Raw genomic sequence first — 22,095 nt, 5'->3', positions numbered from 1 at the left:
GTGGAACAAAAGATTAGCCGAGGACGACGGACGTCTCGGACAATTGCGCGAGCAGCGCCTTCGCCTGATCGAGGCTGTCGGCGTCGTTCGGACGGAAAAGCATACGCGCCGCCTGAGGCAGTTGCGTGTAGAGCGCGCGACTGCTGCGGCCGTAGGCCGGATCATAGTGCCGGTCGATCAGTTCGGCAAAAAGCTCGGCGCGCGCGCCTTCATCGATCAGCCGATGCCAATGCCCGACCCGCTCCCGGCTATGCAGCGCGACGAGCTTCGACAACTGCGCCTTGAAAAACTCTGGATCGTCGAAGAGATGCGCGTAGTCCTGTAACAGAAACGCGATACGGTCCTCGCGGCGCGCTTCGACTTCGACACACGCGGCGGCGTGCAGGCTGTCGAGCAGCGAGTCGGGCATCGTGACCGCGCCGATGCGCCGCCCTTCTGCCTCGATGAACACGGGCCGCGCCGGATCGAAGCCGCGCAGCGTCGCGACGAGCGCCGAATCGAATGCTTTCTGCGACGGCTGATCGTGTCCCGGCAGCGCGCCGAGCAGCGAACCGCGATGCGCCGCCAGTCCTTCGAGGTCCAGCACTTGCGCGCCTGCGTGCCCGAGCGCCTGCAACAACCGCGTCTTGCCGCTGCCCGTGTGGCCGATCAGCGCGACATAACGAAAGCGCGCCGGCAATGTCGTCAGGCGATCCAGCACGTCACGCCGATAGCTCTTGTAGCCGCCTTCGAGCTGACGCGCCTGCCAGCCGATCATGTTGAACCACGTCGTCATCGAGCCGGAACGCTTGCCGCCGCGCCAGCAATAGATCAGCGGGCGCCAGTTGCGCGGGCGATCGGCGAAGAGCGTATCGAGATGACGCGCGATATTGCGCGCGACCATCGCCGCGCCCACGCGCGTCGCCTCGAACGGCGAGACCTGCTTGTACATCGTGCCGACGATCACCCGTTCCTCGTTCTCGAGCACGGGTGCATTGATAGCGCCGGGAATGTGGTCCTCGGCGAATTCGAGCGGCGTGCGGACATCGACGATTTCGTCGAAGTCGCGGAGGCGATCGATGGAAACGAGCAGGTTTTTCACTGGAAAATCAATGCGAAAGAAGCGGCGGCGAAGCCTGAAATTATCGCACGGCTCACGGTTTCGCTTCAGCGCGCGATTTTGGTCACGCTTTTTGCACGCGATGCAATGCGGTTAAAGTGACAGGATCATCGGTCCAGGGGCAAACGATGAGCTACTACGAGACGATCGGCGCGCGCCGCTACCGCTTCGACGATCTGAAGACGCTGCTCGCCCGCGCAAGTCCGCAGCGCTCCGGCGACGAACTCGCAGGCGTCGCGGCCGCGTCGGAAGAAGAGCGCGTCGCCGCGAAAATGGCGCTCGCGCGGGTGCCGTTGCGCACGTTTCTCGACGAGCCGCTGATTCCGTACGAGGACGACGAAGTCACGCGCCTGATCCTCGATACCCACGACGCCGATGCCTTCGCGCCCATCGCGCACCTGACCGTGGGCGAGTTCCGCGAGTGGCTGCTCTCCGATAGCGTCGATACCGCCGCCCTCGAACGCATCACGATGGGCGTCACGCCGGAAATGGCCGCCGCCGTTTCCAAGCTCATGCGCAATCAGGACCTGATCCTGGCCGCGAAAAAGCGCCCGGTGGTCACGCGGTTTCGCACGACGATCGGCCTGCCGGGGCGGCTTTCGGTGCGCCTGCAGCCGAATCATCCGACCGACGATCCAAAGGGCATTGCGGCTTCCATGCTCGACGGCCTCTTCTACGGCTGCGGCGATGCCGTCATCGGCGTGAATCCGGCCTCCGATTCGCCCGCCGCCATCACCGCGCTGCTCACGATGATGGACGACTTCCGCCAGCGCTACGACGCGCCGATCCAGTCGTGCGTGCTGACTCACGTGACCAATACGATCGCCGCGATCGAGCACGGCGCGCCCGTCGATCTCGTGTTTCAGTCGGTCGCGGGCACCGAGCGCGCAAACGCGAGCTTCGGCGTATCGCTCGCGCTGTTGCAGGAAGCGCACGAGGCGGCGAAGTCGCTCGGGCGCGGAACCGTCGGCGACAACGTCATGTACTTCGAGACCGGTCAGGGCAGCGCGTTGTCGGCAAACGCGCATCACGGCGTCGATCAGCAAACCTGCGAGGCGCGCGCCTACGCGGTCGCGCGCCGCTTCGAGCCGCTACTGACGAACACGGTCGTCGGCTTCATCGGCCCGGAATATCTTTACGATGGGCGGCAGATCATCCGCGCCGGCCTGGAAGATCACTTCTGCGGCAAGCTGCTCGGCGTGCCGATGGGCTGCGACGTCTGCTACACGAATCACGCCGAGGCTGATCAGGACGACATGGACACGCTGCTGACGCTTCTCGGCGTCGCTGGCGTGAACTTCATCATGGGTGTGCCCGGCGCCGACGACGTGATGCTCAACTATCAAAGCACCTCGTTCCACGACGCGCTCTTTATCCGCCGCGCGCTCGGTCTCAAACGCGCGCCTGAATTCGAAGCGTGGCTCGCGCAAATGCGCGTCACCGATACGCGCGGTGAATTGCTTTCCGCGCAAGGCCAACCGCTGCTCGACTGGATCGACACATGATGATCGACGCGAATCCGTGGGATGCGCTGCGCCGGTTCACGAACGCCCGCATTGCGCTCGGGCGCGCGGGCAGCAGCCTGCCGACCACGCCGTTGCTCGCCTTCCAGCTCGCCCATGCGCAGGCGCGCGACGCGGTGCATCATCCGCTCGATACGGCCGCCCTTGCCGGCGCGATTCGCGCCGCCGGCTTCGATACGCTCGACGCCGCGAGCGCCGCGCCGGATCGCGATCACTATCTGCGCCGGCCGGACCTGGGCCGCGTGCTCGACGACGCCAGCGCCGCACGCCTCACCGCCCGCGAGTCGCGTTGCGACATCGTATTCGTCGCCGCCGATGGCCTCTCGGCAATCGCGACGCAGCGCCACGCCGCGCCGCTGCTGTCGGCGCTGCGCGCGATGCTCGACGGCTGGTCGATCGGTCCGGTGGTGATCGCGACACAGGCGCGCGTCGCGATTGGGGATGCTATCGGTGAGCTTTTACGGGCGACGATCGTCGTCGTGATGATCGGCGAGCGGCCGGGCCTCAGTTCGCCCGACAGCCTCGGCCTTTACGTGACTTACGCGCCGCGCGCCGGACGAAGCGACGCCGAGCGCAACTGCATATCGAACGTGCGGCCCGAGGGACTCGGCTACGACGCCGCCGCGTTCAAGCTGCACTGGCTGTTGAACGAGGCGCGCAGGCTCGAACTGACGGGCGTCGCGCTGAAAGATCACAGCGGCGCGCTGCCGCCGCCCTCTTCCGCGAACGCGAAACGGCTCGACGAAGACGCTTAAGTCCGCAGCTTCCGATAAACCGTAGTACGCGATACCCCCAACGCACGCGCCGCCGCCGATACGTTGCCGCCGTGCTTGTCGAGCGCCGCCGTGACCGCGCTCACGGCGATGTCGGCGAGACGCGCATCGCTTGCGGGCGGCCTCGGCGCATCGTCCAGTTCTTCGAGGAAGTCGCGCGGAAGATGGCCGATGCGAATCTGCGTGGCATGCTCGTCGAGCATCGCACAGGCCGTGCGCAGCACGTTGCTCAACTGCCGCAAGTTGCCCGGCCAGCGATGCCGCGCGAACAGCGCGAGCACGTCGTCCGCGATGCCGACGGTGCGGCCCGCGCAGTCATCGCCGGCCAGCAGCCGATCGATGATCGCGCGAAGGTCGGTCCGCTCGCGAAGCGGCGGCAGCGTCACCGATAGCCCGTTGACCCGGTAATAAAGATCTTCGCGAAACGCGCCCGCCGCGACCTGCTCCCGCAGTTTGCGGTTGCTCGCGCAGATCAGCATGAAATCGACCGGCGTCGCGCGCGCCGCGCCGAGCGGCTCGACGACACGCTCCTGCAGGACACGCAGCAGACGGCTTTGCAGCGCGAGCGACATGTCGCCGATTTCATCGAGGAACAGGGTGCCGCCGTTCGCCTGCGCGATCTTGCCGGTCGCGCCGCGCTTCGCCGCGCCGGTGAATGCGCCCTGCGCGTAGCCGAACAGTTCGGATTCGATCAGAGTCTCCGGCAGCGACGCGCAATTGACCGCGACGAACGGGCCATCGCGACGCGGCGAATCGCGATGAATGGCGCGCGCGAGCATTTCCTTGCCCGCGCCGGTCTCGCCGCCGATGAGTATCGGAATGGGCTTGCCGATCACCTTGCCGACGCGCTCGACGACATCGCGCATGGCCGGATCGCCGGTGCAGAGGTCGAGCAGATGCGACGGCGGCGCAGGCCGAGTGCTGCGCCGAGGCGTAGATGGCACGCGGCGAGCATCGAACTGCACGCTCGCGAACACGCCCACGCCGTTGTGCAATTCGAGCCGGCATGTTTCGCCTGCCCGCGCGGCCAATGCGTCCGCAGTCGCGCCGAACAGCGAAGTCAGCGTCTCCCTACGCAGCCGTCCGAGTTCGATGCCCAGCTGAAACTGCGCGCTGCGGTTCGCACTGAGCAGGCGGCCGCCGGAATCGAAAACGGCGATGCCTTCCATCAGCGTGCCGATGAACTCGGGGCGGCTGTGGAAGTGAATGCGCAAGCCATCGTCGAACGCGCTCGCGATAAGCCGGTTTTCGATCATCTGCCCGGACATCCTGACGAGCGCCATCGTGTGCTGGTGATAGCCGCGCCGGTCGCCGGTCACGTCGAGCACGCCGCTCAGGTTGCCGAGCGGATCGAGAATCGGCACGCTCGAACACGTCAGGAAATGATTGGCGCGCAGATAGTGCTGGTCGCCATGCACGGTGATGGCTTCGCGCGCCGCGATGGTCGTGCCGATCGCGTTCGTGCCCTGCAGCGCCTCGCTCCAGACCGCGCCCGCCCGCAGCGAGACTTTCTGCGCGCGGGCGAGGAAATCGTCGTCGCCGAGAGAGTGGAGAATGAGCCCGCTCGCGTCCGTCAGCGCGATCATGCTGTGCGTATTGGCGATCTGCGCGTACAGCGTTTCCATGACTGGCAACGCATGGGCGAAGAGCGCGTGGCTTTCGTCCAGCCGGGACGCGAGTTCGGGCGTGGACAGCACGGCGTAGTCGGGCCGCATGTCGGCGATGAGGCCGAACGTGGCGGAACGCTCGTGTGCGTGACGGATGACGTCCTGCTGCACGACGTCATGATGCGCCGGCCGCAAAGCCGCGCCGATGGCATGCATGGCTTCCTCCTCTCGATCCATCGCGCGCCTGACCGATGTGGCCGGCGCGGCCGGTCGAATGTCTCCTCGACGGAATCTAACATTCTCCCGGCACTCGGGTCGATGCGAGGAAGCGCTACTGCCCGGCGTCGACGGTCAACGTCATAGCACGAGCGATCCCGCCGAAATCGCGACGATCAGGAAGATCACGAACAGTACGAGGAAGATGAAGAAGCAGATTTTCGCGATGCCTGCCGCACCGGACGACACGCGCCCGAAGCCGAAGAAGCCGGCAATAACGGAAATGACTGCAAAGAGGATGGCGAGTTTGAGCATGACAGCGAGTCCTTATTGGTTATGGATGCGTCGCTATCTGCAAGTGTCGTGCCGGGGTTGTCGAAGACGCCGGAAGAATAGACGGTTAGTTGCTTTCTTAGCACCGAAAGAAGGGCAGCGCATTCTTGTGCTGCCCTTCTCGTTCAGCTACCGCACTGCCCGATTGTCCGCCGCTGCAACCGCCGCACTCGCCGGTACAGTCCGCCGCGCACGCAGCCACTCCGCGACCGGCTGATGCAGTCGAGGCACCGACAGCAGCGCGGTAATCGCGATGGCATCGGCGGCAAGACCGGCCGGCACGTTGATGAGACCGTCGGTGATCGTGAAAAGAATCGAATCGACGACGAGCGAAATCACCGTTCCCGCGACGAAGCAGACCATGCCGTCGCGCCCGATCGCCCCGACCCACGGCAAACGCCGTGCAATCGCCTTCACGACGCCGTAGCGCGCGAGATTCGTTGCGATCCACGCAATCGCCAGAAAGTTGACGACGCGCGCCCCCGCCAGATCACGCTTGAACGCGCTGTCGAGCACGGGCGGCAACACGAGCAGCTTGTAATACGCCATGCCGGCGATGAGCGCGAACGCCGCCGCGCTGATCGTCCAGCCGAAGCGATGCGACGCGATCCGCTGATACACCGGCTGGCAGCGCGCCAGCACGCCGAGCATGAACATCAGCTGCCAGGCGGCGGGGTTGAAGTCCCAGAGAGTGTCGTCGACGGAAGGCATGTATTCGCCAATCTGCGGCGCGCACGCCCACAGCACGAGGCTCAGGCCGAGCAGCAGCCACGGCTTGCTGCGTGCCAGCGGCAGTGCGAGCGGCACGGAAAGCGCGAACAGCGCGTACATCGGCAGGACGGCGGCGAGATACGGCTGGCGCTCGAACGTCAAGATCTGCGCGATGGACGACAACGGCGCGGACATCAGGCTGTCGAGATCGTGCAGCGCGAGGTTGGGCGCGTGACCATAGAACGGCCGCAGCAGGAACGTGGCGACCAGCATCAGCACCGCCGTGACGACGAAAGCGCGATAAATCTCGAACGCGCGCTTGATGAAGCGCATGCGCGCCGCGCTTTCGGAGCGGCGTTCCGCGAGCGACACATACGCCGTCGCGGTGGCGAAGCCGCCGAGAAAGACGAAGACTTCGGCGGCGTCGTTCAGCGCGAACGCATGCAGCGTGAAGCGCGACAGCATGCTTCCGCCGATATGATCGACGACGATAATCAGCAGGACGAGTCCACGAAAGAAATCCAGCTCGACGAGGCGTTGCGATTTTCCGGACATGCGGCGTATGGTGGGTTCCTGCGCGCTCGCAGGCAGGTTCAAAAGCGGGGCCGCAGCACGCGGCATCGAAGCATAGGAGTTTACCCGTAAATGCGGCAGCGCATCATCGGAACAGACGGAGTTTTCTGTTTCAAATCCGATATTTGTCGCTTTTTAGGATATGTGAGAACTTTCTACCCGCGTTCGCCTCGAAAAGTTTTCATCTTGCTTTCAAGCTATGGGCGAACAGGCTAAGATCACGCCCTCGTTCTCACATCAACCAACACGCTCGCATGGACTATTTCGCCGCCCTCGTCACCGATCCCGCCGCCTGGGCCGCCCTCGCGACTCTCGTCGTGATGGAGGTCGTGCTCGGCATCGACAACCTGATCTTCATCTCGATCCTCACCAACAAGCTGCCCCTTGCCCATCGGGAGCGCACGCAGCGCATCGGCATCGGGCTTGCGCTGGTGATGCGGCTCGGCCTGCTCGGCACCGTCGCGCTGATCGTGCGGCTCACGGCGCCGATCTTCGAGGCATTCGGTCACGGCTTCTCATGGCGCGACCTGATCCTGATCGCGGGCGGCGTCTTTCTCGTCTGGAAGGCGACGACGGAAATTCACCATCACGTTTCGCACGACGATAACGACGCCGGCCCCGCGACGGGCGGTACGCTTACGCCGTTGTCCGCGATCGGCCAGATTCTCGTCCTCGACCTCGTGTTCTCCATCGACAGCATCGTGACGGCGGTGGGCATGACCGAGCACATTCCGATCATGTTCGTCGCGGTGATTGCGGCGGTGACGGTGATGCTGTTCGCGGCGGGGCCGCTGTCGCGGTTCATCGAGCGCAATCCGACCATCGTCATGCTCGCACTGGGCTTCTTGCTCGTCATCGGGATGACGCTGATCGCCGAAGGTTTCGGCTCGCACGTGCCGAAGGGTTACATCTATGCGGCAATGGCCTTCTCCGCGCTGGTCGAAGGGCTGAACATGCTGGCGCGCAAGGCGAACAGCAAGCGCCGGAGTCAGGCGCCGCACGAAGCGAAGCATTGAGCGCGTCGCAGGCGATGCGGCTAGAACGGCAATTCGCGCTGCGGGTTGTCGTTCGCGGCCGCATCGGGCGTGTGCGGTAAAGGCTGCGCACGCAGCCATCGCCCGATTGCATCGACGACATGACGGCGCTCGGCTTCGTCGAGCGCCTTGCCCGCCGCGATGCCATGCCACTTCGCGAGGCACGTCCTGCAGCACGTCGCGGTTGCGTGCTGCGCGATGAACACCGGATGCCCGCGAAACGGCGTCTGCTTGCCGTCGTTCGGCGGCGCTTGCGGCGCAAGCCGCTTGCCGATCAACTCGTCGGCCTGCACGAGCACTGTTTCGATTCCGCGCTCGCGCAAGTACCGCCCTTCCCGCACGCCCAGCGCAAAACGCCGGCGAAACGCCGATTTCGCGAGTGCTTCGAACACGGCGTCGAGGTCGCGCATTCGATTCAGTCCTTCGCGTACAGCGTGGAATCGGCGAAGCCTTCTGCGTCCAGCACACGCCCGACAATGATCATCGCCGTGCGCTCCATGCCTGCTGCGCGCACCTTCTGCGCGATATTCGCAAGCGTGCCCTTCACGCGCTCCTCGTCCGGCCAACTCGCGCGGAACACGACAGCGACTGGACAATCCTCGCCATAGTGCGGCAAGAGATCGGCGACGATCCGCTCGATATGACGCACGCCCAGATGAATCGCAAGCGTTGCGCGATGACGCGCGAGGTCCGCGAGCGATTCTCCCGGCGGCATCGACGTCTTCGTGGCATAGCGCGTCAGGATGACGGTCTGCGAGATACCGGGCAGCGTGAGTTCGCAACCGAGCGCCGCCGCCGATGCCGCCGTCGCCGTCACGCCGGGCACGATTTCATAAGGAATCCCGATCTGTTCGATACATCGAATCTGCTCACCGATTGCGCCGTAAAGCGATGGATCGCCGGAATGCACGCGCGCCACGTCTTCGCCTTTGTCGTGCGCCTGCTTCAGAAGCGCGACGATCGCATCGAGATCGAGTTCGGCCGTATTGACGATACGCGTCGCGCGATGCCCCGACAACACGGCGTCAGGCACCAGCGATCCGGCATACAGGATCACCGGGCATGTGCGAATCAGCCTTTGCCCTTTGACGGTGATGAGTTCGGGATCGCCCGGTCCTGCGCCGATGAAGTAGACGGTCATTGGTTGTTCGTGTGGAAAGCGAGCAGCGCATTGAACGCGCTCGCGGGGTCGTCGAATTCGCGCTCGGCCGCCGGCAACGCGGGACGCGCGAGCATCACGACGGGCAGCCCTCTTTCGCGCGCCACGGCGAGCTTCGCTTCCGTCGCCTTGCCGCCGCTGTTCTTGCTGACGATCACGTCGATGCGCGCCGCATCGATGAGCGCACGTTCGCCGGCGATATCGAACGGGCCGCGTGCGTCGATGATATCGGCGCGCGCGTTGCCTGCGTGCGGATCGAGACAGCGGATGGTCCAGTGCTGCGACGCGGGAATCTCATCGAGATGCGCAAGCGGCTCGCGGCCAAGCGTGAACAGTGGCCGACGGAACGCCGCGATCTCTTCGACGACGCCGCGCCAGTTCGCCGCCTCGCGCCAGTCGTCGCCGGGTTGTGGCTGCCATGCGGGACGCCGCACGGCCCAGAGCGGAATGCCGGCAGCGGTGCAGGCCTCGCGCGCATGACGGCTCATTTGCGCGGCATAGGGATGCGTCGCATCGACGACGAGCGCGATATCGTTCGCGTGCAGATGGCCGATCAACCCCGCCACGCCGCCGAATCCGCCGACGCGCACTTCGCACGCGAGATCGGCAGGGACGCGTGCGAGGCCCGCGATGCTGTAGACATGCGGTTTCGTTAGCCGTCGCGCGATGGCGAGCGCATCGCCCGTTCCGCCCAGCAGCAAGACACGCTTCATACTGCGCTTCCCACGATCACCCCTTGCCTGTCGATGGCGAACGTCTCCACGACGATGCCTCGCGGCACCACATCTTGTGCGACGTCACGTGCCCGCGCGCAGACGACATCACCCAGTTCGATGCTCTCGGCGCGCGCCAGCTTCAACGCTTCCTGACTCGTATTAGCCGCGCGAATCGCGGATTGCAGAGAGTCGCTTGCACCGGCATCGGCGGCCCACACCGCGAGCAAGGTCAAGTCGATACTCGAGCTGCGGCTATGCAGGTCCATATGTCCCGCAGCGAGCTTGCTCAGCTTCCCGAAGCCACCGCATAGACTGAGCTTCTCGACGGGCGCGCGCCGCAAGTGCTTCAACACCGCGCCCGCGAAATCGCCCATTTCGATCAGCGCGATATCGGGCATGCCGTAGCGCGCGCGCATCGCGTCCTCGCTCTGGTTGCCCGTGCATGCCGCGATATGCCGCACACCGTTGGCCCGCGCGACGTCGATGCCCTGATGAATCGACGCGATGTACGCCGAACACGAAAACGGCCTGACGATGCCGGTCGTGCCGAGTATCGACAAACCGCCGACGATACCGAGCCGCGGGTTCATGGTTTTCTGCGCGAGCGCCGCGCCATTTTCGACACCGATGGTCACGTCGAAGCCACCCGCATAGCCCGCGATGGCCGCGAGTCGTTCGAGATGCCCGGTCATCATCTGACGAGGAACAGGGTTGATCGCCGGTTCGCCGATCGCGAGCGCAAGTCCCGCACGCGTCACGGTGCCGACGCCCGGCCCGGCATGAAAGCGCACGCCCGTATCCGCCGACAGTCGCACGCGCGCGAACACCAGCGCGCCGTGCGTGACGTCGGGATCGTCGCCGGCATCCTTGATGACGCCTGCTTCCGCTTCATCGCGCTCGCCGTCGATCAGGCGGCAGAATTCGAGCTTCATCGTGACGTGCTGGCCCCGTGGCAACAGGATCTCGGCGCGTTCGCTCGCTTCGCCCGTCAACAAGAGACGCGCAGCCGCGAGACTCGTTACGGTCGCGCAGCTTCCGGTGGTATAGCCGCTTCTCAGCGGCGCGGGGGTGTCGGGCGTTTCGTCGCGCATGCGTCGAATGGAACGATATAGTTAGGAACGCTCACGACTTTGCAACATGCAGCAAGGTGATCGGCAACGCTTGCCGCCACGTATCGAAGCTGCCGAGCGGCTCGGCGTGCGCGACGCTCACGCGCGTCAGTTCGCCGCCATGCCGCGCCCGCCAGTGGACGAGCGCCGCTTCGCTCTGCAACGTCACCGCGTTGACGATGAGACGACCGCCCTGACGCAGACGCGACCAGCAGGCATCGAGCACGCCGGGCGCGGTCGCCCCTCCGCCGACGAATACCGCATCCGGTGCGGGAAGGCCATTCAGCGCGGCGGGCGCTTCGCCCTTCACGAGCCTAAGCGTCGGCACGCCGAGCGCATCGCGGTTGTGCTCGATGAGACGCTGCCGCCCTTCATTTGCTTCGATCGCAATCGCGCGGCACGCCGGATGCGCGCGCATCCATTCGATGCCGATCGAACCGCAGCCCGCGCCCACATCCCATAGCAACTCGCCGGGCTGCGGCGCAAGACGCGCGAGCGTGATGGCGCGCACATCGCGCTTGGTGAGCTGGCCATCGTGACGATAGGCTTCGTCGGGCAGACCGGGCGTGAGCGGCGGGCCGGCGTGGCCTGCGTGCGTCCTGCATTCGATCGCCACGAGATTGAGCGCAGCGACTTGCGGCTCGCGCCAATCGTCCGCACGTTCGTCGATGCGGCGCTCGCCGATACCGCCAAGGTGCTCGAACACGCTCATGCGGCTCGCGCCGAAGCCATGCACGGTCAGCAACGATGCGATAGCCGCGGGCGTCGAGCCATCGGCGCTCAGGACGAGAAGCCGCGCGCCGCGAAACGTATGGGCGAGCAGTTCAGCGACCGGACGCCCGACGAGCGATACGCACTGTGCATCCTGCAACGCCCAGTGGAGACGCGCCGCTGCGAGCGATAGCGAGGAAGGCGCGGGAATCACGCGCATTTCGTCGGGCGAAAGCTCGCGTGCAAGCGTGGCGCCGACGCCGAAGTGCATCGGATCGCCGCTTGCGAGCACGCATACTCGCGTGCCGCGCGTGCGTTCCGCGAGCACGGCATCGATGGAAAACGGTTTGGGCCACGGCACGCGGCGCGCCGGAATGCGTGCGGGCAGAAGCGCGAGATGACGCTCGCCACCGTGGATCGAACCGGCTTCGATGAGCGCGCGACGTGCCGCGCGGCTCAGGCCATGCCAGCCGTCCTCGCCGATACCCACCACGGTCAGCCAGGTCGACATGCGCCGTTCCCTCCTTGCGGTTCGCCGCGCGCATCACGAGAAAACTGCATGCACGAAGCGGTCTGATGGTCGATAAAAGCGGGCATAATACAACGTCCGTCGGTGCCTGCCAGGGTAAAACCTGAAGGGCCTAACAGGGAACACAGCAAAACTGTGGCTGCCCCCGCAATTGTACGCAGCGAGTCCGCGCTCCACTGCCACTGGTTTATACCGGGAAGGCCGGCGCGGATGGCGACCTGCCAGCCAAGAGACCTGCCGACGCCAGAATCAACGCTTATTTCGCGCGAGCCTGCCGGGCGGGGTGTACCGGTCTGTTCATGGCGCGATACCGCATCCGTCACGCATTTGAACGCACATTCTTCAACATCGCGGCCATCGGCTTGTCCCGGCCTCATGCGCATCGTGCCCGCACGAGACGGCGGCCTCGCCCGCTTGCGTCTCATCGGCGGCGAACTGAGCGCGCATGCAGCACATGCGGTTGCACGCGCCGCCGTGCGTTGCGGTTCGGGCGTCATCGACGTGACGAACCGCGCCAATCTGCAACTGCGCGGCATCCGCGACGATGCCCACGCGGAACTCATCGATAGCGCCTTGAACGCCGGCCTCGGTCCGCAAGCGGAAGGCGGCGACGATATCCGCAACGTCATGCTAAGCCCGCTCGCCAACGACGCGACGCGCACGCTCGCCGCCAGCATCATTGCCGCGATGCAGAACGATGCCGCGCTGCACGCGTTATCGCCGAAGTTTTCGCTTCAACTGGATGGCGGCGAATCGCTCACCATGCTCGACCATACGCATGATGTGTGGCTCTCCGCACTCGATGGCGGCGCGCGTTTTGCGTTCGGTTTTGCAGGGTCGATGCCGCATCGCGTCGAACATGCTCCCGCGCTTGGCAGCATTGCACGCGATGATGCCGTGCGTTTCGTTATTGCAGTGCTGCATGCGTTTCTGGCACAGGCTACGCAGCAAGAACATCGCATGCGCGAGGTGCTTGCACGCATCGGCGTTGCGCGCTTTCTCGATGCGCTTTCCTTCGATGCCGCATGCACGACATGGCGACGTGCGCCGTCCGATGCGTCGCTGCGTCTGGGCGCACACGCAATGCCCGAACACGATGCATGGTACGTCGGCGCGCAACCGCCGCTTGGCCGTCTGGACGCGGCGACGCTCGACGCGCTTGCTGATCTTGCGTCATCGCATGCGCAGGGGCGGCTCACTTTCACGCCGTGGCAAAGTGTAGTGCTTCCCGGCGTCGCAATGCAGGACACGCAATACGTGATCAATCGCGTCGATGCGCTCGGCCTCGTCACCGACCCGCGCCATCCGCTTGCGCGACTCATCGCATGTACAGGATCGGCCGGCTGCGGGAAAAGCCACGCCGACACCAAAGCCGATGCGCACCGCCTCGCGCCGCTGTTGCCGCCGGATACACACGTGCACTTGAGCGGTTGCGATCGTTCGTGCGCGGCGGCGCATCCGGTTGAAGTAACGCTGTTCGCGGTCGGAACCGGCCGCTATGACGTGCATCAGCAGGCGCAGTGCGTCGCGCACGATCTTTCCATCGAAGAGGCGGCCGCATGGCTTGCCCGGAGCCATGCCGATGCTTGACTACATTCGCGACGGCGCCGAAATCTATCGTCAGTCGTTTGCGACGATTCGCGCCGAAGCCAACCTGAGCGCCATTCCTTCCGATATCGAGAAGCTCGCCGTGCGTTTGATCCATGCGTGCGGCATGACCGATATCGTCGATAACTTGCGTTTTTCCCCCGGCGCAGGCGATGCGGGCCGCGCGGCGCTTGCTGCGGGCGCACCCATTCTCTGCGATGCACGCATGGTCGCGGAAGGCATCACGCGCGCACGCCTTCCCGCCGACAACCGCGTGATCTGCACGCTTGGCGATCCATCCGTGCCCGAACGCGCCCGTGCGATGAACAACACGCGATCCGCCGCCGCGCTCGAGCTATGGCGGTCGCATCTGGAAGGCGCGATCGTCGCGATCGGCAATGCGCCGACCGCCCTCTTTCATTTGCTCGACATGATCGATGACGGCGCACCGAAACCCGCGCTCATTCTGGGCTTTCCGGTTGGTTTCATCGGCGCGGCGGAATCCAAGGCGCTGCTTGCGTCCGACAGCCGCGGCGTGCCTTACGTCGCCTTGCTCGGACGGCGCGGCGGAAGCGCAATGGCCGCCGCCGCAGTGAACGCACTTGCTTCGGAGACCGAATGATGAGCGGACGGCTATATGGCCTAGGCGTCGGTCCGGGCGATCCCGAACTCATCACGGTCAAGGCGCTGCGGCTGCTGAAGTCCGCGCCGGTCGTTGCCTATTTCGTCGCGAAGGGAAAGAAAGGCAATGCGTTCGGCATCATTGAGTCGCATCTCGACGATACACAAACGCGCCTGCCGCTCGTCTATCCGGTCACGACGGAAGCGCTCGAACCGCCGCTTTGCTACGAAACCATCATCAGCGCGTTCTACGATGAATCCGCGCTCGCCATCGCCGATCATCTCGAAGCGGGGCGCGATGTCGCGGTAATCTGCGAAGGCGATCCCTTTTTCTACGGCTCGTACATGTATCTGCACGACCGCCTGGCCGGACGCTTCGACGCGCATGTGGTCCCCGGCGTGTGCTCGATGCTCGGCGGCGTATCGGTGCTGGGCGCGCCGCTCGTGTATCGCAATCAAAGTCTCAGCGTCCTTTCGGGCGTGCTGCCTGAAGAGGAACTTCGGCGCAAGCTCGAATCGTCGGATGCGGCCGTCGTCATGAAACTCGGACGCAACTTCGAGAAAGTGCGCCGCGTCCTGATCGAACTCGGGCTCGACAAGCGCGCGCTTTATGTCGAACGCGCGACGATGGCGAATCAACGCATCGTCCCGCTCGATGAAGTCGATCCGATGGCGTCGCCTTATTTCTCGCTGCTCGTCGTGCCGGGGAAAAAATGGCAGGCGTGAAGACGCATTCGACGCTTGCCATCGTCGTGCTCGGTGAGAGCGCGATGCACACTGCCCGGCGCATTCAGGCGCAATATGCCGGATCGCTCGTGCATGGTCTTGCGGGCCGCGTGGACGCTGATCTCGCTTACGAGAATTTCGGCGCGCACCTGCGTTCGCTCTATGCAGCCGACACGCCGATTGTCGCGCTATGTGCCGCGGGGATCGTGATTCGTGCACTTGCGCCCTGCCTGAGCGACAAGCAAGCCGAACCGCCCGTGCTGGCCATCGCGCAGGACGGTAGCGCGGTAGTGCCGCTCCTCGGCGGCATGAGCGGCGTCAACGTGCTTGCCAAAGAAATCGCTGCTGCGCTCGACGTAAAACCTGCGATCACGACAAGCGGCGAATTGCGCTTCGGCACATGCCTGCTTGCGCCGCCGGAAGGATATGCGCTGGCCGATATCGAGCGCGGCAAGCGCTTCGTATCAGACTTGCTCGCGGGCGAAACGACGCGCATAGAAGGTCATGCACCCTGGCTCGATCACGCCGATCTTCCGCGCAATGCGGATGCGCGCCTGGCGGTGCGCGTCACGCCACATATCGATGAACACAACGACGCGCTCGTGATTCACCCGCGCTGCGTGGTGGCGTGGGTGCATGACGTAAGCGGTCCAGTCGCAGAACGCGTGCGTGATGCGTTGCAAGCACACCGCTTGTCGCCGCTTGCGCTCGCAGCACTCGTCGCGCCGACGCACGCGATGACTTGCGATGCCCTCGCCGATGCCGCCAGCGCACTCAACGTGCCGCTGCGTTTCAGCGACGCGATGCCTTCGCGAGACATCGGCATTACCGTGGCGGACGGCCCTGTCGATGTGCAAACCATTGGCCGCGCCCGCGGCACGCTGACCGTAATCGGTCTGGGCCCCGGCAAAGCGGATCTGATGACGCCCGCATCGAAGGCCGCGCTCATCGCCGCGCAGGACGTGCTCGGCTATGAAACGTATCTGCGCATGGCGAGACCGTATCGCGCCGATCAGTGCGTGCATATGAGCGACAACCGCGAAGAGTTGCAACGCGCGCGCCATGCTTTCGAACTCGCGAGCGCCGGACGCAACGTGGTTGTCGTTTCATCGGGCGATCCGGGCGTATTCGCGATGGCCGCCGCCGTGCTCGAAGCATTGGACGAAGGCCGCGCGGCGCATCCTGAATGGAACGCGGTCAAGCTGATCATTTTACCGGGCGTATCCGCGTCCCTAGCGACGGCCGCACGCGCGGGCGCACCGCTCGGCCACGACTTCTGCGTGCTGTCGCTATCGGACAACCTGAAGCCTTGGGACGTGATCGAGAAACGCATCACACATGCGTGCGAAGCCGATCTCGTGATGGCGTTCTACAACCCGCTATCGAAGGCGCGGCCCTCGCAGTTCGATCGCGCGATGAGCATCGTGCGGCAGTATCGCGACGCAGCGACGCCCGTCGTGCTCGGCCGCGACGTGGGGCGTCCCGCCGAAACGATTCGCACGGTTACGCTGGGCGAGCTGCACGGCGGCCTCGTCGATATGCGCACGATGGTGATCGTCGGTTCATCGCGAACACGCACGTTCGGCAACTGGGTCTATACGCCGCGCTGGTATTAAAGCAGCGCATCCGCCGATACGCATTGCGCTCGCCACGACACCGCCAACGCCTCCGCCCCGCCGACACGCACGAGTCCATCCTCGAAATTCACGACGATGATGCGATCTGCAAAGGAAGGCGCGGCGGGCCGCTCGTTCACGCGGCCATCGGTCAGCAGCCATAGCCAGCGGCGCTGATTGGGCCTGCGCCGTGCGGCGCGCGCAAGCACCGTTGCCGCGCTCGCCATGCCGAGCGTGAGCGGCGTACCGCCTCCGCCGCCGATCGGCGCAATCCATCGCTCGTTGAACCAATGCGCCGCGCCCGGCTGACGGCGCACTTCGGCGCGTCCACCGCCGAAGCACACCAGCGCGACTTCAGCGCGCTCGCGATAAGCGCGGTCGAACAGCGCGATCAACATGCCTTTGGCGCGTGCGAGACGCTCGCCGCCTAGCATCGAGCCGGAACAATCGAGCACGAAGCAATGCAGCGCGCTCGCGTCGCCATCGGTGCGGCGAAAGCGCATATGTGCCGCATGAAAAGGCGCGGCGCGCTTCGCCCGCAGCGTCGCCATCCAGTCGATGCGTGCGCTGTCCGCGCCATCGTGCGCAGCGTAGCGGCCCCGCGAACGCGCATCCTGCCATCGAAGACGATGCGCTTGCGCATCGGCGTCGAGCCTTCGATGGCTCAGGCTTTTTTTTCGGCGAGCGGCCTGACTTGCTTGATCTTCGCGGCGCCAACCGGTTCGGGCGGCACATAGCCCCATTCGCCATCCTGTGCGCTCGCGCCGTTTGCCTGACGAGGCGGCATTTCATGCGGCGATCTCTGCGACGGCGCGTCCTGCTCACGGCGCCGATGACGCAACACGGCTTCGGCCACGCACTCGACATGCTTCGTCTCGACGCGATGCGCGCCTTCGAGCGCCGCGAGCGCACGCGCCGCGCGTAGCATCACGAGGTCCGCGCGAAGGCCATCCACTTGCGCGGCGATACAAAGCTCGCTGACGCGCGCATGAACGGCATCGTCGAAATCGTAGTCGTTCAGCGCGGCGCGGGCAGCATCGATACGTTCGCCGAGCGCAGCCTGATTGTCCGCATGGATCACACGAAATGCTTCGGGGTCCGTATCGAATGCAAGACGCGACTTGACGATTCTCTGCCGCACGTTCGCATCGAAACAATTGTCCAGTTCCACCGCGAGCCCGAAGCGGTCCAGCAATTGCGGACGCAGTTCGCCTTCTTCCGGGTTCATCGTCCCGATAAGAACGAAGCGTGCATCATGCCGGTGCGAAATGCCGTCGCGTTCGATGATGTTCACGCCGCTCGCCGCCACATCGAGCAACTGATCGACGAGCGGATTCGGCAACAGGTTCACTTCGTCGACATACAGCACGCCGCGATGCGCCTTCGCCAGAAGGCCCGGCGAGAACTTCACGCCGCCGTCGCGCAACGCAGTCTGGATATCGAGCGTGCCGATCAACTGTTCCTCGCTTGCGCCGAGCGGCAAGGTCACGAGCCGCCCTTCGGGCAGAAGCTCCGCGAGCGCGCGCGCCGCCGTTGATTTCGCGGTGCCGCGCGGCCCGCTGACGAGCACGCCGCCAAGCGACGGATCGACGGCCGCGAGCAGCAAAGCCTGCTGCAACGGCGCCTGTCCGACGAGCGCGGTGAAAGGAAACACTGGAAATGAAGAGGTTTCGTTCAAATCTGTCGGCTCTCGAGTTGCTGCTCGACATCGAGCAGATGCTGCGTCACCGCCTCGCGATAGTCGCCCGGCGCTTGCCACAAGCCGCGCTCCATCGCTTCGAGCAAACGCTCGCAGATCGACTGCAACGCGTGCGGGTTGTGACGGGCGATGAAGTCGCGCGTGCCGGCATCGTTCACATAGGCATCGGTGACGAGCGCATATTGATGATCGGACACGACGCGCGCCGTGGCGTCGTAGCCGAATAGATAATCGACCGTTGCGGCCAGTTCCGATGCGCCCTTGTAGCCGTGTCGCTTGACGCCATCGATCCATTTCGGATTGACAACGCGCGCACGCACCACGCGCGCAATTTCTTCGTTCAGCGTACGAACGCGCGGCGCCGCCGGGTTGCTGTGATCGGCGTTGTACGCCTGCGGCTGCAGGCCGGACAGATAACGCACTGCCGCCACCATGCCGCCCTGAAACTGGTGATAGTCGTTCGAATCGAGAATGTCGTGTTCGCGATTGTCCTGGTTTTGCAGCACCACATCGAGCGATGAGAGACGCGTGCCGAAGCTCGCGCGCGCTTCGACGCCGTCGCCGCCTTGCGAATACGCATAACCGCCCGTGCTTTGATAAGCCTCCGAGAGATCGGCGTCGGTGTGCCATTGACGCGCATCGATCAGTTCCTGCAAGCCCGCTCCATATGCACCGGGCTTCGTGCTGAAGACACGCCACCCCGCACGGCGACGCGCTTCCGTTGCATCGACACCACGGCCGATCAGTTCATCGCGTTCACGCAGAATCCGTGCGCGAATCGGGTTCACGTCGTCCGGCTCGTCTTCGAGTGCGGCAACGGCCTGCACCGCCGCGTCGAAGAGATGCATGAGATTGGCGAACGCATCGCGAAAGAAGCCCGATACCCGCAAGGTCACGTCGATGCGCGGACGATTGAAGATGGAGATGGGCAGGATCTCGAAGTCCGTCACGCGATGACTGCCCGCCGCCCACTTCGGCCGCACGCCGATGAGCGCGAATGCCTGAGCGATGTCGTCACCTCCTGTGCGCATCGTCGCCGTGCCCCATACTGACAAGCCGATCGCACGCGGATAGTCGCCGTGGTCCTGCACGTGCCGCTCGACGAGCATGTTCGCGGACTTGAGCCCGAGCGACCAGGCGGCTTGCGTCGGCAAGGCGCGCGTATCGACCGAATAGAAATTGCGACCGGTAGGCAGGACGTCGGGCCTGCCGCGTGATGGCGAACCGCTCGGTCCCGGCGGCACGAAGCGTCCTTCGAGACCGCGCCTGAGTTGCATCAGCTCTTGCGGTCCGCAGGCATCGAGACGCGAGAGGACATCGCTTTTCAGGCGTTCAAGCACGAGTTTCGTACGTGGTCCGGGCGCGTGAGCATCGTCTTGCAGCAGTTGCATCGCAAGACATTCGAGGCGCTCGCGCGTGTCGCCATGATGACGCCACGGCGCACTGCTCACCGCTTGCAATGCTTCAGGGCGCGGGCCCGTCCATGATGCGGACCAGTCGGAATCGAGCGGATCGAAGGCATCGCCCAGTTGCAGATCGCGTGCGAGCGCGGTGATGAGGCTCGCGTTCGCACCTTGACCATCGCCAACTGGAAAGCGCCCTAATGCAAGCAAGGTATCGCGGCGCTGCACGCCTTCCGGCGATACGCCGAACACATGCAGGCCGTCGCGTATCTGCGCTTCCTTCAGTTCGCATAGGTAGGCATCGGCGCGCGTGAGCAATGCGTCTTCGCCCGCGATGTCGCGCGGCGCATCCAGCCCCAGCTCTTCATGCAATCTGTGTTCGACGATGTTCTGCAGTATCGACTTGCGCAAGAGTTTTGCACGGCGCACATCGACCATCAACGCTTCGTAGTATTCGTCGACTTGCCGTTCGAGGTCCTGCAAAGGCCCGTAGTTCTCAGCGCGCGTGAGCGGCGGCATCAGATGATCGATGATGACCGCCTGCGCGCGCCGCTTCGCCTGACTGCCCTCGCCCGGATCATTGACGATGAACGGATAGAGATGCGGCATCGGGCCGAGAATCAGATCGGGCCAGCACGACGCCGACAACGCCACGCTCTTGCCCGGCAGCCATTCGAGATTGCCGTGCTTTCCCACGTGCACGATGGCGTCGATATTGAAGCGCGAACGCAGCCAGAAATAGAACGCCAGATAAGCATGCGGCGGGACGAGTTCGGCATCGTGATAGCTCGCGTAGTCGTTACGTTCACGCGAACGCGAAGGCTGAATGCCGACGAAGATTTCCCCGCAACGAAAGCCCGCGATCATGAAGCGGCCGCGTCTTATCGTCGGGTCTTGCTCGGGTGCGCCCCATGTCGCTTCCAGTGCCGCGCGCGCATCGGCGGGGACCGCGTCATACGCAGCACGATATTCCTCGAGCGAAAGGCTTTGCAGCGCGGGACGCAGATCGCGCACGACCGGATCGTTCGTCACGCCTTGCGTCAACGCCGCGATGAGCGCATCGCCATTCTCGGGAATAGTGCCGACGCGATAGCCTTCGCGCGCAAGCATCGACAGAATGCCGACCGCGGACGCCGGCGTATCGAGACCCACGCCGTTGCCAATGCGCCCTTCGCTTGCCGGATAGTTCGCGAGCACCAGCGCGATGCGTTTGGCCGCGTTCGGTTTATGCCGAAGCGCGCACCAACGCCGGCTCAGTTCCGCGACGAAGCGCACGCGCTCGGCATCGGGCTGATAGCGTACGACGTCGACTTGCGTATGCGGACAGTGATACGCAAGCCCCTTGAAACTCACTGCACGCGTGATGATGCGGCCATCGACTTCGGGCAACGCGATATGCATCGCGACATCGCGCGAATTGAGGCCGTGATTGTCCTTCTGCCAGTCTTCGCGATTGCCGCCGCTCAAAACCACTTGCAGCACGGGCGCATCGCCGGCCACTTCGAATGCTTCGCTCTTGCCGATCACGCCCGCTGCGAATGCCGTCGTATTCAACACGAGCGACGCATGATGCTCCGCACACAAGCGCGCCACCACTTCGCGGCTGACGCATTCTTTTAGCGATGAAATCGCGATCGGCAGCGGATTGAGGCCTTCCCTCTCGAGCGATTCGATGAGCGCATCGAATACCGCTGTATTGCCAGCTTGCAAATGCGCGCGATAAAACAGCACCGCGACGACGGGCGCGCCCTCGGTCCATCGCGCGCGCCAGTCGTCGATCACGGCGATATCGTGCTCGGGATGATAGATGGCGACAGCAGGCAACGGACTCGGCGGCTGCGGCTCGCGCCCGAAGCCAAGCGCATGATGAGCGATCGCGCGCAGGAACGCTTCCGCATTGCGCGCGCCGCCTTCGCGCAGATAACGCGACAAGACGCGGCAGAATGCGGCGTCGGCCGTGCTCTTGGCGATCAGATTGGGGTCTTCGGTGAGATCGCCGGAGAACATCGCGAGCACTTGCTTCTCGCTCTTCGCAAGCGATACGAGCCGCTCGATCCCATACGGCCAATACGATTCGCCGCCGAGATGGTCGACGATGACGACCTTCGCGTGACGCACGACATCGTCGATATAAAAGTCCACCGATGCGGGCTGACGCAGGAACGACTGATTCGCGAGCCGCACTTCGGGAAAGCCCGCTTCGAGGCGCGGAAACACGCTCGCCAGCAGTGCGAGCGTCGTGTCCGCCGAACTGAGCACGACGATCGGCGCACGCGTCTGCTCGATGCGTATGACGCCAGCGGCATCGTCGACGAAACCGCCAGGTGTCGTGCGTAGTAAGTGCATCGTG

General features: G+C 64.6%; 19 protein-coding genes and 1 riboswitch. Of the genes, 7 read left to right on the top strand and 12 right to left on the bottom strand.

From position 1 onward, the window contains the following. Positions 1–13 precede the first annotated feature (13 nt). Positions 14–1,081: a tRNA 2-selenouridine(34) synthase MnmH gene (gene mnmH, locus AB6804_RS11055; protein ID WP_370886491.1), complete on the bottom strand. Its 1,068-nt coding sequence runs from the start codon at positions 1,079–1,081 to the stop codon at positions 14–16. A gap of 146 nt (positions 1,082–1,227) precedes the next feature. Between mnmH and AB6804_RS11050 the strand changes: the two genes are divergently transcribed. Together AB6804_RS11050 and eutC are read left to right on the top strand one after the other, a co-directional pair. Further along, positions 1,228–2,604, top strand: coding sequence for an ethanolamine ammonia-lyase subunit EutB (locus AB6804_RS11050; protein WP_370886490.1), 1,377 nt, complete (start codon positions 1,228–1,230; stop codon positions 2,602–2,604). After that, positions 2,604–3,377, top strand: a complete 774-nt coding sequence (gene eutC, locus AB6804_RS11045; protein WP_370886578.1) for an ethanolamine ammonia-lyase subunit EutC — start codon at positions 2,604–2,606, stop codon at positions 3,375–3,377. Before AB6804_RS11050 ends, eutC begins: the two co-directional genes overlap by 1 nt. Here eutC and AB6804_RS11040 read toward each other — a convergent pair. From AB6804_RS11040 to AB6804_RS11030, 3 genes are all read right to left on the bottom strand, one after another. Then, positions 3,374–5,218 (bottom strand): sigma-54-dependent Fis family transcriptional regulator, encoded by a 1,845-nt coding sequence (locus AB6804_RS11040; RefSeq protein ID WP_370886489.1) that lies wholly within the window; start codon positions 5,216–5,218, stop codon positions 3,374–3,376. The genes eutC and AB6804_RS11040 overlap by 4 nt on opposite strands. 141 nt (positions 5,219–5,359) lie before the next feature. Next, entirely contained in the window at positions 5,360–5,533 is a 174-nt protein-coding gene (locus tag AB6804_RS11035) for a DUF1328 domain-containing protein (RefSeq protein WP_035964337.1), read from the bottom strand. 147 nt (positions 5,534–5,680) lie between these two features. Continuing rightward, on the bottom strand, positions 5,681–6,817 hold the full coding sequence (locus AB6804_RS11030) for an OpgC domain-containing protein (protein ID WP_370886488.1): 1,137 nt from the start codon (positions 6,815–6,817) through the stop codon (positions 5,681–5,683). Positions 6,818–7,089: 272 nt separating this feature from the next. On the opposite strand from AB6804_RS11030, the gene AB6804_RS11025 reads away from it, so the two are divergent. Further along, positions 7,090–7,851 (top strand): TerC family protein, encoded by a 762-nt coding sequence (locus AB6804_RS11025; protein WP_370886487.1) that lies wholly within the window; start codon positions 7,090–7,092, stop codon positions 7,849–7,851. A gap of 20 nt (positions 7,852–7,871) precedes the next feature. Here AB6804_RS11025 and AB6804_RS11020 read toward each other — a convergent pair whose 3' ends face one another. From AB6804_RS11020 to cbiE, 5 genes are read right to left on the bottom strand one after another with little or no spacing between them, the layout of a single operon-like run. Continuing rightward, positions 7,872–8,279 (bottom strand): DUF4186 domain-containing protein, encoded by a 408-nt coding sequence (locus tag AB6804_RS11020; RefSeq protein WP_370886486.1) that lies wholly within the window; start codon positions 8,277–8,279, stop codon positions 7,872–7,874. 5 nt (positions 8,280–8,284) lie between these two features. Further along, positions 8,285–9,010 carry a precorrin-4 C(11)-methyltransferase gene (cobM, locus tag AB6804_RS11015; protein ID WP_370886485.1) on the bottom strand — a complete coding sequence of 242 codons (726 nt, stop codon included), beginning with the start codon at positions 9,008–9,010 and terminating at the stop codon, positions 8,285–8,287. Next, complete coding sequence (locus tag AB6804_RS11010; RefSeq protein WP_370886484.1) at positions 9,007–9,741, bottom strand: cobalt-precorrin-6A reductase; 735 nt, start codon at positions 9,739–9,741, stop codon at positions 9,007–9,009. Before AB6804_RS11010 ends, cobM begins: the two co-directional genes overlap by 4 nt. Continuing rightward, a complete protein-coding gene (locus AB6804_RS11005; protein WP_370886483.1) occupies positions 9,738–10,835 on the bottom strand; it encodes a cobalt-precorrin-5B (C(1))-methyltransferase in 1,098 nt (365 codons plus the stop codon). The genes AB6804_RS11010 and AB6804_RS11005 overlap by 4 nt, the downstream gene beginning before the upstream one ends. Positions 10,836–10,866: 31 nt before the next feature. After that, positions 10,867–12,075, bottom strand: coding sequence for a precorrin-6y C5,15-methyltransferase (decarboxylating) subunit CbiE (cbiE, locus tag AB6804_RS11000; protein WP_370886482.1), 1,209 nt, complete (start codon positions 12,073–12,075; stop codon positions 10,867–10,869). Positions 12,076–12,158: 83 nt separating this feature from the next. Next, positions 12,159–12,350: riboswitch (cobalamin riboswitch) on the top strand. Between the two features lie 118 nt (positions 12,351–12,468). Here cbiE and cobG point away from each other — a divergent pair. The 4 genes from cobG to cobJ are packed head-to-tail and all read left to right on the top strand — an operon-like array spanning position 12,469 to position 16,643. Then, entirely contained in the window at positions 12,469–13,683 is a 1,215-nt protein-coding gene (gene cobG / locus AB6804_RS10995) for a precorrin-3B synthase (protein WP_370886481.1), read from the top strand. Next, positions 13,676–14,302 (top strand): precorrin-8X methylmutase, encoded by a 627-nt coding sequence (locus AB6804_RS10990; RefSeq protein WP_370886480.1) that lies wholly within the window; start codon positions 13,676–13,678, stop codon positions 14,300–14,302. Before cobG ends, AB6804_RS10990 begins: the two co-directional genes overlap by 8 nt. Beyond that, on the top strand, positions 14,299–15,027 hold the full coding sequence (locus AB6804_RS10985) for a precorrin-2 C(20)-methyltransferase (RefSeq protein WP_035964542.1): 729 nt from the start codon (positions 14,299–14,301) through the stop codon (positions 15,025–15,027). The genes AB6804_RS10990 and AB6804_RS10985 overlap by 4 nt, the downstream gene beginning before the upstream one ends. Further along, the gene (cobJ, locus tag AB6804_RS10980) at positions 15,015–16,643 is read left to right on the top strand and encodes a precorrin-3B C(17)-methyltransferase (RefSeq protein ID WP_370886479.1); all 1,629 of its coding nucleotides are present in this window, start codon (positions 15,015–15,017) and stop codon (positions 16,641–16,643) included. Before AB6804_RS10985 ends, cobJ begins: the two co-directional genes overlap by 13 nt. Here the strand turns inward: cobJ and AB6804_RS10975 are convergent. The 3 genes from AB6804_RS10975 to cobN form a co-directional block, all read right to left on the bottom strand. Further along, the gene (locus AB6804_RS10975; protein WP_370886478.1) at positions 16,640–17,194 is read right to left on the bottom strand and encodes a VWA domain-containing protein; all 555 of its coding nucleotides are present in this window, start codon (positions 17,192–17,194) and stop codon (positions 16,640–16,642) included. The genes cobJ and AB6804_RS10975 overlap by 4 nt on opposite strands. A 113-nt stretch (positions 17,195–17,307) precedes the next feature. Next, a complete protein-coding gene (locus AB6804_RS10970; protein ID WP_370886477.1) occupies positions 17,308–18,297 on the bottom strand; it encodes an ATP-binding protein in 990 nt (329 codons plus the stop codon). Positions 18,298–18,317: 20 nt separating this feature from the next. Further along, positions 18,318–22,091 carry a cobaltochelatase subunit CobN gene (cobN, locus tag AB6804_RS10965; RefSeq protein ID WP_370886476.1) on the bottom strand — a complete coding sequence of 1,258 codons (3,774 nt, stop codon included), beginning with the start codon at positions 22,089–22,091 and terminating at the stop codon, positions 18,318–18,320. Positions 22,092–22,095: the final 4 nt, after the last annotated feature.

Origin of the sequence: Caballeronia sp. RCC_10, assembly GCF_041360715.1 — a bacterium.
In the GTDB taxonomy this organism is placed as follows: Bacteria; Pseudomonadota; Gammaproteobacteria; order Burkholderiales; family Burkholderiaceae; genus Caballeronia; species Caballeronia grimmiae.
This window is presented reverse-complemented; position numbering and strand designations above follow the sequence as displayed.